This window comes from Enterococcus sp. NBRC 3427, from assembly GCF_007996925.1.
Taxonomy (GTDB): Bacteria; Bacillota; Bacilli; order Lactobacillales; family Enterococcaceae; genus Enterococcus_B; species Enterococcus_B lactis.
In genome coordinates this window covers 1-13087 of the sequence record NZ_BJLL01000068.1, presented here as the reverse complement: position 1 = coordinate 13087, position 13087 = coordinate 1, and the positions used below count along the sequence as shown (strand labels likewise).

Below are 13087 nucleotides of genomic sequence, written 5' to 3'. Positions count from 1 at the left end.
ATACTGGCTTTGAAATGTGTCTCTTTTAATAGCATATATTAGCTTATTTCTTGCTTTCCCCAAAAAACAAGAGATACCCCAAAGTTAATTTCGCTCATGCGAGACGCTTTCTCCATTTCTGACGTACTCTCAGAAATGGCCCCGAGAGAAAAGGACACGAGATCTCCATCTATTGATGGCTCTCCTGTCCTTTTTGTATTTTAAAGGAGCGGCGAAATCAGTCTTGCTAATCCTTCTTTCATCTTAATCATCATTCCTCGGTTTTCATACACTTCTTTTGTGAGATGCGTCGAAATCTTTGAATCTTCAAAGAATGCTTTTCTTACGCGTGAAGCCATTCGTTCATCATAGATCAGTGTATTGACCTCAAAATCCAATCTAAATGAGCGAACGTCGATATTAGCTGAACCAACGGAAACGATGCCGCCATCGATAATCATCGTCTTTGCATGGATAAATCCATTTTCATATGTTTCAATTCTTGCCCCATACTCGATCAGCTCTGCAGCGAAAGAATACGTTGCCCAGTAAACGAGAAGATGATCTGGTTTGTTAGGTATTTGGATATGGACTTTTACGCCTGAGAGAAGAGCCAACTTCAATGCCTCATGAATCGATCCATCCGGTATGTAATACGGCGTTTGGATCAATATCTCCCGTTTGGCTAACGAAATCATTTTCAAATATGTCATTTTGATTTGTTCATGTTCGGTATCTGGTCCGCTTGTCACGATTTGAACAGCCATATCACCTGTAGAATGAATGGTCGGGAAAAATTCCGGTGAATAACCTACTTCTTTTGTATGCTGAGAATTCCAGTCCATCAAAAAACGGTTTTGCAAGGTGTAAACCGCTTCTCCGTAGATACGCAAATGATTGTCTCGCCAATAACCAAATTTCTTTACCAATCCTAGATATTCGTTCCCAACATTGAACCCACCTGTATATCCGATTTTCCCATCAATCACTACGATTTTACGATGATTGCGATAATTGATTCGAGGATTGATATACGGAACGAATAGAGGAAAGAAAAATGCGACTTCTCCGCCAGCTTTTTTTAAATTCTGAAAAAAACTAGAAGAAACTTGTGTGGAACCCCATGCATCAAGAAGGACTCTGACTTTTACTCCGCGTCTTGCTGCCTCTGTCAATGCCTCTCGAACTTCTTCACCTAATGCATCACTGCGGTAAATATAATACTGGAAATGGATGTGGTCTTCTGCCTGTTTGATATCCTCGATCAGCGCATCGAATTTTTCACGACCATCTGTAAATAAAGTGATTTCATTTTTAGTCGTATAAAGCGTACTTTCAAATACAGTAAGCATATAGATCAATTGTTTCACATCTACTTGTCCAGTAGGCGGATGAGGATAAAGTCCTCGCATCAATGCTTGTTTGTCTTCTTCGATTTCTAGATTCTTACCGATTTTCCCTTGGATCTTCAAATCAAAGATTTTCTCTTTGGAAATCCCTCTTCCTAAAAAAATATATAAAATAAATCCTACAACTGGAATGAACATCAAAACGAGCAGCCATGCCCATGTTTGCGCAGTTTCCTTTCTTTCTCGAAAAACGATAATAAAGGAAAGCAAAATATTCATAATCAAAAGGATCGTAAAAAAATTGTCAACGATAATTTTCACGGCTTCACCTCTTTTTCTACCAACTTAAGAATACCCAAGTTGTTTTTTAAAGTAAAGGGAAAAAAGCCGCCCCATTTACTCCACCTAGCCAATAAAAAAAGAAAGCTGGAACGAAATCGTCCAACTTTCTGATTATATTTATCTTGTGGCACTAGAATTTCAAGAAACGTCTCATAGAGATGATCGAGCCGAGTGAACCAATGATCACACCAATACCGACCATCAAAAGATTGATTTTCCAAACGATATTTTCTGGATGGATCAATGAATAATGAGATCGTAATAATGACGGATTGATCAATTGGTAAAACCATGCGTAACCAAATGTAATGATCAGTATCGGAAGAATGGCACCGATTAAGCCGATCCAACCACCTTCAAGGAAAAATGGCCAGCGGATATATCCATTTTTTGCCCCTACTAAACGCATGATTTGGATTTCACGCTGTCTAGATAAAATCGTGATCCGAATCGTGTTAGAAATGAGAAACATTGCTACAAACAACAGCAATGCCGCCGCAACTAATCCCCATGTTCGAACTGCACCAGCAATTTGGAAAATCCGATCTGAGGAAGCCCCACCGTAATCAGAACGGGAAACATTCTTCAAATCTGCCGCTTTTTCTGCTACTTGTTTTGTATAAGAAGGATCGGTAGCACTTACTACGTATACATCATATAACGGGTTATTATCCCCTTCAAACAATTTCCAAGAATCACCCATTTCGTTTTGGATTTTCTTCAATTCCTGTTCTTTGCTTGAAAATTCGACTTTCTTGACATGATCTAAGTCATTTAATTCTTTTTCTAGTTTTTTCATCTCTTCGTCTTTTGTACCAATGTCTACGAACACAGATACATCCACGTTTCCTTCTATATCTTGTGCTAATTTGGTTGCGTTCATGATGACCGCCATGAATACGCCAACTAAAGTCAACGTGATCGTTACCGCACTGACTGAAGCGACTGTCATCCAGCCGTTACGTTTCAAACTCTTGATACTTTCTAATAAATGGCGGAAAAAGGTTCTAATCATCGTATCCATATTCCCCTTCCGCTTGGTCTCGAATAATGCGGCCGTTTTCGATAGCAATTACTCGGTGTCGAATCGTATTTACGATCGTACTGTTATGTGTAGCCATCACGACAGTTGTTCCTTGTGCATTGATCCGATCTAATAGTTTCATGATTTCCCATGAGTTTTCCGGATCCAGATTCCCTGTCGGTTCATCCGCGATAAGTACTTTAGGCGTATTTACGATTGCTCGGGCAATAGAAACACGTTGTTGTTCCCCACCAGATAATTCGCTAGGAAAGACTCGGACTTTGTGTTTCAAACCAACAAGATCCAGCACTTCCATTACTCGTTTTTTGATATCCCGAGGTTTTCTGCCGATAACTTGCATGGCGTACGCAACATTTTCATATACTGTTTTTCTTGGCAATAATTTATAGTCTTGGAACACCACGCCGATTTCTCTGCGTAGATAAGGAACTTCGCGGTTTTTGATGGCTATTAGATCATGACCTGCGACGTTCAAAGTTCCTTTTGAAGCTTTTTCTTCTCGATACATCAATTTGATGAATGTAGATTTACCAGCTCCAGACGGACCAACAACATAAACAAACTCTCCTTGTTCGATGACAATCGAGAGATTGCGGATAGCAGTGGTACCGTTTGAGTACTTCTTCATTACATCCTTCATTTCAATCATGGCGTTCTCTCCATATCTTTTTCAGTCTTTAGCTATTATAGCATGGCAATGTTTCAACTTGCTTGCAAAATCTTACAATTTTATTTCAATTTAACAAAGGGCTCTTATTACAGATGCATTTTCAAATAGCCGTCAATAAATAAATCAAGATATCCATCCATAACAGCTTGGACATTTCCTGTCTCTACGTTTGTCCGATGGTCTTTTACCATAGAATATGGATGGAAAACATAAGAACGGATCTGTGATCCCCAGCCGATTTCTTTTTGTTCTCCTCGCAGTGCAGCTGCTTCTTGTTCTTTCTTTTCCACTTCTAATTGGTAAAGCTTAGCTTTCAGCATCCCCATCGCTTGTTCACGGTTTTTCAATTGTGAACGTTGTGCCTGACTCGCTACTACTGTTCCTGTAGGCAAGTGAGTGATTCGTACAGCGGATTCTGTCTTATTGATGTGCTGACCACCTGCGCCACTTGCCCGATATGTGTCGATCTTCAAATCATCTGGATTGATTTCTATATCGATCGTTTCATCAAGCTCTGGCATCACATCTACCGAACAAAAAGAAGTATGACGTCGTTTCGCTGAGTCAAAAGGCGAGATACGTACAAGGCGATGAACACCTTTTTCTGATTTCAGATAACCAAATGCGTTGTGTCCTTTGATCAGTAGGGTCACACTCTTGATTCCTGCTTCATCACCTGCTTGATAATCTAGTGTCTCTACTTGATACCCATGCTGCTCTGCCCAGCGTGTATACATACGTAAAAGCATACTGCCCCAATCTTGGGACTCCGTTCCGCCAGCCCCTGGATGCAATTCAACGATGGCGTTGTTTCGATCATAAGGACCATCTAACAACATAGATAATTCATATGTCTTCATTTTTTCATCTAGCGCATTGATACGTGTTTCTGCTTCTTCTTGCATTGCTGCATCAGGTTCTTCCTGCAACATCTCCACCATCAATTCGATTTCTTCCAGTTCTTCAGCAAGAGAATGGAATTGATCATAGGTCTCTTTATTTGCATTATTTTCACTGATCACTTTTTGAGCAGCTTCGCTATCATCCCAAAAACCAGGTTCAGCCATTTTTGCTTCTGCTTCCGCAATGTCTTCTTCCAGCTGGTCTAAGTCAAAGAGACCTCCTGAAGCTTGTGACCTTTTCCTGCATTTCTGTCAGGAGATTTCGAATTTCGGATATTTCCATGTTTTTTTCCTTCTTTCACTATACTTTTTTCATTATATCTAGTCTAACAGAATCGGCAAATAACAGAAAGAAGGTGAGACGAATTCTTTAAAAAAGAATTTGTCTCACCAATCCTGCTGTCAGAAATTAGTTTGCATCTTTTCCGTGACAGTTCTTATATTTTTTCCCGCTTCCACAAGGACAAGGATCATTTCTACCAACCTTGTTCACATGGATTGGTTGTTTTTTCGCGCTAGTATTACTATTTTCTTTGGCATCTCCATCTTCTGAGTGAGAAGCTGTTCCTTGAGAAACTTGCTCACGCTGTACGTTTTGACGGATCTCAGCTTTCATGAAGATACGAGTGACTTCATATTCAATGGCACCTACCATATCTTCGAACATCTTGTAGCCTTCTGTTTGGTATTCGACTAATGGATTGTTTTGACCATAGGCGCGCAAGCCGATTGACTGACGTAATTGGTCCATTGCATCGATATGATCTGTCCATTTAGAATCCACGACACGTAAGATCACGACTTTTTCGAATTCCAGCAGTTGCTCTGGTCCGTTCAATTGAGCTGCTTTGGTATTGAATACTTCTTGTGCTCGTTCGTTTAGATATTCTTTGATTTCTTGAGGGGTTTTTCCTTCGATATCTGTAAGGGAAATACTGTCTTCATGGACAAGCGTGCTGCCAGCAAAATCGACGATACTTTCCAAATTCCAATTTTCTTTTTCTAATTGTGTATGCGCATCTACCACACGACTGATTGTCCGTTTGACCATATTCATCAGTGGTTTAGATAAGCTTTTTTCTTCCATGATTACTTCTTGACGCTGTTTATAGATTACTTCACGTTGCTCACGCATCACGTCATCGTATTGCAAGACGTTCTTACGTGTGTCGTAGTTGTTTCCTTCTACGCGTTTTTGTGCAGATTCTACTTGCTTCGTCAGCATCTTGCTTTGGATCACAGCGTCTTCGTCACCGATCTTCATTCGATCTAAGAAAGCTTTGATTCGTTCTGAACCGAATCGTTTCATCAAATCATCTTCTAAAGACAAGTAGAATTGTGACATACCAGGGTCTCCTTGACGTCCTGCACGTCCTCGAAGCTGGTTATCGATACGACGAGATTCATGTCGTTCTGTCCCGATAACTGCTAGGCCACCAAGTTCTCTTACGCCAAGCCCTAGCTTGATATCTGTTCCCCGACCAGCCATGTTGGTAGCAATCGTCACTGCGCCTTTTTGACCCGCATTCATGATGATCTCTGCTTCTTTAAAGTGATTTTTCGCATTCAGTACTTCATGAGGAATACGTTCTTGATTCAGCATATCTGATAATAACTCAGATGTTTCAACCGCAACAGTTCCGACTAGGACAGGCTGTCCTTTGCGGTAGCGATCTTTGATATCTTGTACGACAGCATGGAACTTGCTTTGTAATGTTGGGTAAAGCAAATCTGGACGATCGTCACGGATGACCGGACGGTTTGTCGGAATTTGGTATACTTGAATATTATAAATCTCTCTGAACTCTTCTTCTTCTGTCTTAGCTGTACCAGTCATCCCCGCAAGTTTCTTGTACATACGGAAATAGTTCTGGAAAGTAATCGTCGCCATCGTTTTCGTTTCGTCTTCGATCTCTACGCCTTCTTTAGCTTCGATTGCTTGATGAAGACCATCTGAATAACGGCGTCCATCCATGATCCGGCCCGTAAATTGGTCAACAATCAATACTTTTCCATCTTGAACAACATAATCGATGTCTAAAAGCATGATGTAGTTGGCTCTCAATGCTTGATCCAAGTGATGGGTCAATGCAGTATTTTCAATGTCATATAAGTTGTCCAAACCGAATGTTTCTTCAGCTTTTTCGATCCCTGCTTCAGTTAAACTGATTGTTTTTGATTGTACATCGATTTTGTAATCTTCTTCTTCTTTCAAACGTTTCACGAAGTTGTCTGCTCTTGTATATAAAGCTGTTGATTTTTCTGCTTGCCCTGAAATGATCAGCGGCGTTCTCGCTTCATCAATCAAGATCGAGTCAACTTCATCGACAATGGCATAATTCAGCGGACGTTGTACCATTTGATGGCGGTAAACGACCATGTTGTCTCTCAAATAGTCAAATCCTAATTCATTATTTGTGCTATAAGTGATATCGCAATTATAAGCCTCGCGTTTTTCATCCGAAGATTTTGAGTTGATATTCAACCCAACTGTCAATCCTAAGAAATTATAAAGCTCGCCCATTTCCGTCGAGTCACGGGTTGCTAAATATTCATTGACGGTAACTACGTGGACCCCTTCGCCAGTCAAAGCATTCAGATACACCGGCATCGTTGCGGTCAAGGTTTTACCTTCACCAGTACGCATTTCAGGGATATTCCCATCGTGAAGCACGATCCCACCCATCAATTGTACGTGGTATGGATATAACCCCAATACACGTTTTGCTGCTTCCCGAACGACTGCAAAAGCTTCCGGAAGTAATTGATCTAATGTTTCTCCTTTTTGGTATCTGCCCTTGAATTCAGCAGTTTTTGCTTGTAATTGTTCATCAGTTAATGCTGCCATTTGGTCAGCGTATGATTCAACTTTTTTTGCAATGCTATCTAAACGTTTTAGTTCTTTCTTATCGTTTTCGATAAGTGAACGAATCAAATTGGCCATGCGTTGTGTAATCTCCTTTTCCTTCTGTGTATTATCCAGACTATGTAGACTCTACTTTTCATTTTATCATTAGTTATAGATAATTGAAATATCTTAATCGTATTAAAGTAAGAACTTCATAATTTATTCATATTTTAACTAGAAAAGAGACGAACTCAAAAAAACTTGCGGCAGCTATTGACAGCTGCTGCAAGTTTTTGATGTTATTTAAGTATGGCTGATCAGTCTGTTTCGATCAATCCGTATTTTCCATCTTTTCGGCGGTAAACGATACTTGTACCATTTGTTTCTGCATCTTCAAAAATAAAGAAGTTATGTCCCAGCATGTTCATTTGTAAGACTGCTTCTTCACTGTCCATTGGTTTCAATGAAAGGCGTTTTGTACGTACGATATCTAATTCAGAATCGTTTTCGTTTTCTTCCTCTCCATTGAATAAAACAGCAGCATCTGCAGTATTCATGCCCGTTTCACGGGATTTACGATTGATTTTTGTTTTGAATTTGCGGATTTGGCGTTCCAATTTGTCAACAACCAAATCGATACTTGCGTATAGATCTGGAGAAGTTTCTTCGGCACGTAATACAAGATAAGGTAATGGGATCGTTACTTCCACTTTTGCTGTTTTTTCTGTATAAACTTTTAAGTTCACATGCGCCGTAGCATCGGGTGCGTCACTGAAATAGCGTTCTAGTTTGCCTACTTTTTTCTCAACGTAGTCGCGAATCGCTTCAGTTACTTCGATATTTTCGCCGCGTACATTATATCTAAACATAAAAATTACCCCTTTCGTCTACCACAATCAAGAAGGAGAAGGACCACTCTTTCCCTCTTCTTAATTCTATTATATCGAACTCTAGGTTATTTGCAAATTAAATCGCTATCAAATTTCCACATCTGATTCATCTTGCCAAAGAAATGGTTCGGATGATTTTCGGCTGTGCGGTCTGCAAGCAATCTGCTGCATGAAAAAGTGTCTGACCTGTTGTATAGACATCGTCAATAATCAATATTTTTTTATGTTGTATCTTAGAAAGAGGTACAGCAAGCTCAAAAGGTTGAGGCATCTCCAATCTTTCCTTTCGCGTGTTTTTTGCTTGAGCAAGCAGATGCTGCTCTCTTTTGAGTAGCATCTGAAAAGGAATTTTTGCTGCTTTCAACATCTCACTTACTTGATTGAATCCTCTTTCTAGCCACCTTTTTTCAGATAAAGGTATTGGACAATAAACATATGCCGGGTAATCTTTTTTTATCTGAGTCCATTTATATGCAAAAGTCCCTGCTAATCGGATGTCTCCCATAAACTTGTACCGATTGATCCAAGCTTGCATCTTTTCATCGTACGTAAAAAAGGCGCGGTGTTGAAAATCATATGCAGGATATTTCTTCTTCCATTCTTGACAGTCGTTGCAGTAAACGAAACTAGTCTTTGCTTTCTTTTTCGTATCCTCGTATTTCAAATTGATTGGTTTTTGACAACCTGCACAACCTTTTGCTTCCAATAAATGGAATTGTGCGCGACAAACTGAACATGTCTGAGGAAGTCTATATTTCGACACACCGATGATCTCGCTGAATGTTAAATTTTGGATGATGTCTTTACTGCAGCAACTACATCTCACAGCATCTTCTTCCCTTCTTCGTTCATTTCTTTGATTTCTTGACAGGCTTTTCGAATAGCTGAAGTTTTTTCTTCATAGAAAAAATAGACCCGACTGTTCGTATAAGGACCTTTACGATCAGCTCTTCCTGCGATTTGCACCAAAGAGGATTTAGTAAAAACTGGATGATCTGCTCCTAAAACGATGACAGAGATTCTTTCAAATGTGACTCCTCTTTCTAAGATCATCGTGGTTAACAGTATCTCGTATGTTGCTTCTCGCATTTTCTGAACTTTTTTTGCCCGTTGATCGTCTTGTGAAGAAACATCTGTTATCTCATATTCTGGAAAAGCTTCTTGCAGTGTGACTTTTAAACGATGCATCATCGTAATACTTGGACAAAATAAAAGGATACGGTTTTCTTTGATTAGTTGCTGAATGATTCGCACCAAAGAGTTGATTTTCTTTTTGTTCCCACATTTTTGTCGCCAATTATTCATGAAAACAAGTACGGGTTCAGGAAGCAAGCGCCGATGAAAGCGCAAGGCAAGTTTGTGGAGCTCAAATGTCTGCTTGATTTCCTTTAGTAACTTCTCATCAGGCGTGGCACTTAAGTAGATGAATCGGCCGTCTGGTTTGATTGCTGTTTGCACAGCGTGAGCTAGCCCAGCGTCCCCGCTATAAGGAAAAGCATCGATCTCATCAATTACTAATAAGTCAAAGGATCGATAAAAACGGTATAGCTGATGAATCGTACAGATAACAAAAGAACTAAAGGTATAAGCTGTTGTTGTATTCCCATGGAGCAACATGATTGTTTCTTCTGGAAAAACAGGACGATAACGTAAAAACAATTCATTACAAACGTCGATTCGCGGTGTACAAATGGCTACTCTTCCTCCAGCTTTTAACGTTTTCACTAAAATCGGATAAAGCATTTCTGTTTTTCCTGCACCTGTTACCGCCCAAATAAGATGGTGTTTTTTTTCTGAATGATAAAGTATCCTCTCTGCGATTTCCGTTTGTTTTTCAGTAAGCTGTCCTGTCCAAGAAAAGACGACTTCTCGAGATTCTGCTTTTGGCTGATCAAATAAATATAACTCTTGTTGATTGTCGCATCGCCCTAAAGACAAGCAATGTATGCAAAAATAGCCATAGTCTGCAAGCTGTCCCTCAAAGAAAGGCGTTTTCACTCCACAACGATGACAAAGAATCCTGTTACTTAAATGTTCTACTGCTGCAATCTTCTTATAATTTGGTAAGTTTCCCTCCTCACAGTCCATTGCTTCAATCTCTCTCGTAAGAAGCCTTCTGCCCCAAAAATGATTCATATCATTCGCCCTAAAAAAATATACGAAAAAACAAGCAATCTTTTTTTTGGATTGCTTGTTCGATAGTTCTATATAATCTATTTATTCACCAATCAATGTAATTGCTTGGTCTAATACTTTTTCGCCATTCATCATTCCATAATCAGCCATATTGATGACGTCTAAAGGAATGCCTTTTGGTTCCAGACGTTTTTCAAAATCAGCTTTCATAAAGCGAACTTGAGGTCCTAATAACAGTACATCTACATCTTTATTTGCAAGATTATTATCTGCATCAGAAGCTGACACAGCGAAAATATCAGAATCGATTCCTTTTGCTTCCGCAGCTTTTTGCATTTTTGTTACGAGCAAACTTGTGCTCATACCAGCCGAACATACAAGCATGATTGTTTTTTTAGCCATACTTTTCTCTCCTTTTTAAAACAGACTACGCAAACGTTTTCTTAGCGTCTGTTACTCTATTATATAAAAAGAAAGAAATTTGTCAACGTTTTCTAAACACGGTTTATTTAATCAAATAGCCAGCTAGATTTCACTAATTTATTGAATACGACATATTCTTTATCCAAATTGATGACCACTACTTCATAGCCTGCATTTAACCAGCCGTAGGCACCCTTTTCTGGATGTTTATAGTCATTTGCCCACCAATCTGTGCTTTCCCTGGCTGTTTTGGGAAGTCCGTTACTGGGAAACAACAGTTCATCAAATTGTGTAAAGGTTAATGTTACTTGGGAGCCGCCGTTGTTTTTCAAATAATGCGTAATTGCATCATACTTTTTCATTCGTTCCTTCATCCCCGGATCCACCTGCCTTTGTCTTTATTATCGCATACTACAGCAATTGCGCAACCGTTATAGTGTTGAAACAACCTAGAACTTTCTTTATACTGAATAAAGCAACCGAAAAAAAAGAGGTGACAAGATGATCGAACGTTATCGTACAATCAAAGAAAATGGACAAAGTGAGATCGAAATCAAGAAATCACGCTTTGTCTGTTCTCTTAAACGAATAGAATCAGAAGAAGAAGCGAAAAACTTCATCCAAGAAATAAAAAAAGAACATTGGAAAGCAAACCATAACTGCAGTGCCTTCGTCATTGGCGAAAAAAATGAGATCCAACGAAGCAGCGATGATGGCGAACCAAGTGGAACGGCGGGCGTACCGATGTTGGAAGTCCTCAAAAAAAATCAACTGATCAATGTAGTTGCAGTAGTCACTCGATATTTTGGAGGAACGAAACTCGGCACGGGCGGATTGATACGAGCATACACTCATGCGGTCTCTCAAGCATTGTCCGACATTGGAATCGTAGAAGGTACCTTGCAACAGGAGATCTCCATCGTGATCACGTATCCGCAACTAGGAAAATTACAAAATTATCTTGAACTACAGCATTTTTTCATAAAAGAAATCCAATACACTGATCAGGTCATCGTCATCTGTGCAGTGGATGAAAAAAATGCTGACAGCTTTAAAGAATCCATCATTGAGCTGCTGAACGGGCAAGTCCAATTTGAAGAAGGCCCTGTTTCTTATCACGAGCAACTGATAACTGATCATATATAAAAACAGGTGATTCTGATTCTCTTTTTTTCGAATAAGGAATCAGGGATCACCTGTTTTTTATTTTTCCAAATAAAACTCAAAACGATTTCCTACATATTGCGTACGCACATACTCAAATGGCGTACCATCTTCAAAATAGGAAATCTGACGCAAACGAAGAACTGCATCTCCTCGTTTCACCTCTAAATAGTCTGCGATTTTCTCAGAAGCCAATACAGCAGTAATCGTTTGATTCGCTGGACCGATTTTTTTTCCGCCTTTTTCTTCTAATGTGCGATACAGCGATTCAGTAATCTCTGCTTTGCTGTAGCCATCGATCAATTTTTGCGGAACACTGGCTACTTCAAAACAAATAGGGACATCGTCTGCAAAACGAATACGTTCCATTCGCAAGATCGTGTCATCTTTACTCAAGTTTAGTTTTTCCATTTCACTTGAGCTTGGCGAAGTCAAAAAGTAAGAGATTGTTCGACTAGACGGTACTCTATTTTGCGATTCCATGATTTCTGTAAAACTTGTCGCGCCAGACATCTTTTCTTGTACTTTTTCTCGCGCAACATATGTACCCGAACCGATCTTTCTTTCTAAGATTCCTTCATCTGCCAAGTTTTGAATTGCTTGTCTCAACGTCATACGGCTGACATTGAATTTCACTGCTAATTCTCTTTCTGAAGGAAGACGGTCTCCGACTTTCCATATACCTTGTTCGATTTCATTTTTTAATTGGTCATGAATCTGTATATATACAGGTAATTGATTCGACATAACGTACACCCGTCCTTTCGTTTCTTCTATTATAACTGGTATATACCTGATTCACAACTGAAAAAGATAAAGGATTCTATCCATAAACAGATGATGTAGGTACAAATCTTTCTTCCCATTCCTATTAATAGAATTCATTTTCTAGATATGTCCAATTGAGAAAATAACAAAAGACCCTATAATCGCTGAAAACGCCGATTTATGGATCTTTTGTTATTATTAGCGGTTTTTAGCCATCCATTTTTTTGTATGATTCGTTGGGCGTTTTGATTTTACATGGACTGCTTTTTCGCCTTTTTTAGGAATGTTCACTTCGATATCGTATTTTTCTGATTTGACCAAGTCATATAACTTTTCAGCTGCTTCGTCTACTTTTTCTTTCCACTTCATTTTGACCCCTCCAATTCTTTTTGTTAACTTAACTCTATCTTAAATTGACAGAATCTTCAAGGAACAAGGTAGCAAAGCAAAAAAAAGAGCTCTCGAACTAACGAGAGCCTACGGTTGTGCTATACTGGGGTAGCTGGATTCGAACCAACGCATGAGGGAGTCAAAGTCCCTTGCCTTACCGCTTGGCTATACCCCAATGAAA

The 13087-nt window shown here is 39.4% G+C and carries 13 protein-coding genes and 1 tRNA gene; 1 reads left to right on the top strand and 13 read right to left on the bottom strand.

The annotated features are described in order from the left end of the window. Positions 1 to 200: 200 nt before the first annotated feature. The 10 genes from cls to ESP02_RS11690 form a co-directional block, all read right to left on the bottom strand. On the bottom strand, positions 201 to 1649 hold the full coding sequence (gene cls, locus ESP02_RS11735) for a cardiolipin synthase (RefSeq protein ID WP_002336560.1): 1449 nt from the start codon (positions 1647 to 1649) through the stop codon (positions 201 to 203). A 151-nt stretch (positions 1650 to 1800) separates the two neighbouring features. Further along, positions 1801 to 2685, bottom strand: a complete 885-nt coding sequence (ftsX, locus tag ESP02_RS11730; RefSeq protein ID WP_002292767.1) for a permease-like cell division protein FtsX — start codon at positions 2683 to 2685, stop codon at positions 1801 to 1803. After that, on the bottom strand, positions 2678 to 3364 hold the full coding sequence (gene ftsE, locus ESP02_RS11725; RefSeq protein ID WP_002292768.1) for a cell division ATP-binding protein FtsE: 687 nt from the start codon (positions 3362 to 3364) through the stop codon (positions 2678 to 2680). The genes ftsX and ftsE overlap by 8 nt, the downstream gene beginning before the upstream one ends. 107 nt (positions 3365 to 3471) lie before the next feature. Next, positions 3472 to 4570 (bottom strand): peptide chain release factor 2 gene (gene prfB / locus ESP02_RS11720; protein WP_114635942.1). Its coding sequence is split into 2 segments (ribosomal slippage): positions 3472 to 4497 and positions 4499 to 4570, totalling 1098 coding nucleotides; the frame shifts between segments, so codons are not numbered across the junction. A 126-nt stretch (positions 4571 to 4696) separates the two neighbouring features. After that, entirely contained in the window at positions 4697 to 7231 is a 2535-nt protein-coding gene (secA, locus tag ESP02_RS11715; RefSeq protein ID WP_002400544.1) for a preprotein translocase subunit SecA, read from the bottom strand. A gap of 221 nt (positions 7232 to 7452) precedes the next feature. Then, positions 7453 to 8004 carry a ribosome hibernation-promoting factor, HPF/YfiA family gene (gene hpf, locus ESP02_RS11710; protein WP_002292771.1) on the bottom strand — a complete coding sequence of 184 codons (552 nt, stop codon included), beginning with the start codon at positions 8002 to 8004 and terminating at the stop codon, positions 7453 to 7455. 127 nt (positions 8005 to 8131) lie between these two features. Continuing rightward, positions 8132 to 8851, bottom strand: coding sequence for a ComF family protein (locus ESP02_RS11705; protein ID WP_025478458.1), 720 nt, complete (start codon positions 8849 to 8851; stop codon positions 8132 to 8134). After that, complete coding sequence (locus ESP02_RS11700) at positions 8848 to 10161, bottom strand: DEAD/DEAH box helicase family protein (protein WP_002400547.1); 1314 nt, start codon at positions 10159 to 10161, stop codon at positions 8848 to 8850. The genes ESP02_RS11705 and ESP02_RS11700 overlap by 4 nt, the downstream gene beginning before the upstream one ends. A gap of 81 nt (positions 10162 to 10242) precedes the next feature. Continuing rightward, on the bottom strand, positions 10243 to 10563 hold the full coding sequence (locus ESP02_RS11695) for a PTS sugar transporter subunit IIB (protein WP_002292778.1): 321 nt from the start codon (positions 10561 to 10563) through the stop codon (positions 10243 to 10245). A gap of 107 nt (positions 10564 to 10670) precedes the next feature. After that, complete coding sequence (locus tag ESP02_RS11690; protein ID WP_002400548.1) at positions 10671 to 10958, bottom strand: hypothetical protein; 288 nt, start codon at positions 10956 to 10958, stop codon at positions 10671 to 10673. A gap of 127 nt (positions 10959 to 11085) precedes the next feature. Here ESP02_RS11690 and ESP02_RS11685 point away from each other — a divergent pair, with 127 nt between their 5' ends. Then, entirely contained in the window at positions 11086 to 11730 is a 645-nt protein-coding gene (locus ESP02_RS11685; RefSeq protein ID WP_002400550.1) for a YigZ family protein, read from the top strand. Positions 11731 to 11787: 57 nt separating this feature from the next. On the opposite strand, the gene ESP02_RS11680 is transcribed toward ESP02_RS11685, so the two are convergent. The 3 genes from ESP02_RS11680 to ESP02_RS11675 form a co-directional block, all read right to left on the bottom strand. Further along, entirely contained in the window at positions 11788 to 12495 is a 708-nt protein-coding gene (locus tag ESP02_RS11680; RefSeq protein ID WP_002292782.1) for a GntR family transcriptional regulator, read from the bottom strand. 219 nt (positions 12496 to 12714) lie between these two features. Beyond that, a complete protein-coding gene (locus ESP02_RS13360; RefSeq protein ID WP_002292784.1) occupies positions 12715 to 12885 on the bottom strand; it encodes a hypothetical protein in 171 nt (56 codons plus the stop codon). A gap of 124 nt (positions 12886 to 13009) precedes the next feature. Next, positions 13010 to 13081 (bottom strand) — tRNA-Gln (locus tag ESP02_RS11675). Positions 13082 to 13087 lie beyond the last annotated feature (6 nt).

Excerpts from the sequence above, each read along its gene's own strand:
- ftsX (WP_002292767.1), bottom strand. The coding sequence starts at position 2,685 with ATGATTAGAACCTTTTTCCGCCATTTATTAGAAAGTATCAAGAGTTTG.
- ftsE (WP_002292768.1), bottom strand. The coding sequence starts at position 3,364 with ATGATTGAAATGAAGGATGTAATGAAGAAGTACTCAAACGGTACCACT.
- secA (WP_002400544.1), bottom strand. The coding sequence starts at position 7,231 with ATGGCCAATTTGATTCGTTCACTTATCGAAAACGATAAGAAAGAACTA.
- hpf (WP_002292771.1), bottom strand. The coding sequence starts at position 8,004 with ATGTTTAGATATAATGTACGCGGCGAAAATATCGAAGTAACTGAAGCG.
- ESP02_RS11700 (WP_002400547.1), bottom strand. The coding sequence starts at position 10,161 with ATGAATCATTTTTGGGGCAGAAGGCTTCTTACGAGAGAGATTGAAGCA.
- ESP02_RS11695 (WP_002292778.1), bottom strand. The coding sequence starts at position 10,563 with ATGGCTAAAAAAACAATCATGCTTGTATGTTCGGCTGGTATGAGCACA.
- ESP02_RS11690 (WP_002400548.1), bottom strand. The coding sequence starts at position 10,958 with ATGAAGGAACGAATGAAAAAGTATGATGCAATTACGCATTATTTGAAA.
- ESP02_RS11685 (WP_002400550.1), top strand. The coding sequence starts at position 11,086 with ATGATCGAACGTTATCGTACAATCAAAGAAAATGGACAAAGTGAGATC.
- ESP02_RS11680 (WP_002292782.1), bottom strand. The coding sequence starts at position 12,495 with ATGTCGAATCAATTACCTGTATATATACAGATTCATGACCAATTAAAA.
- ESP02_RS13360 (WP_002292784.1), bottom strand. The coding sequence starts at position 12,885 with ATGAAGTGGAAAGAAAAAGTAGACGAAGCAGCTGAAAAGTTATATGAC.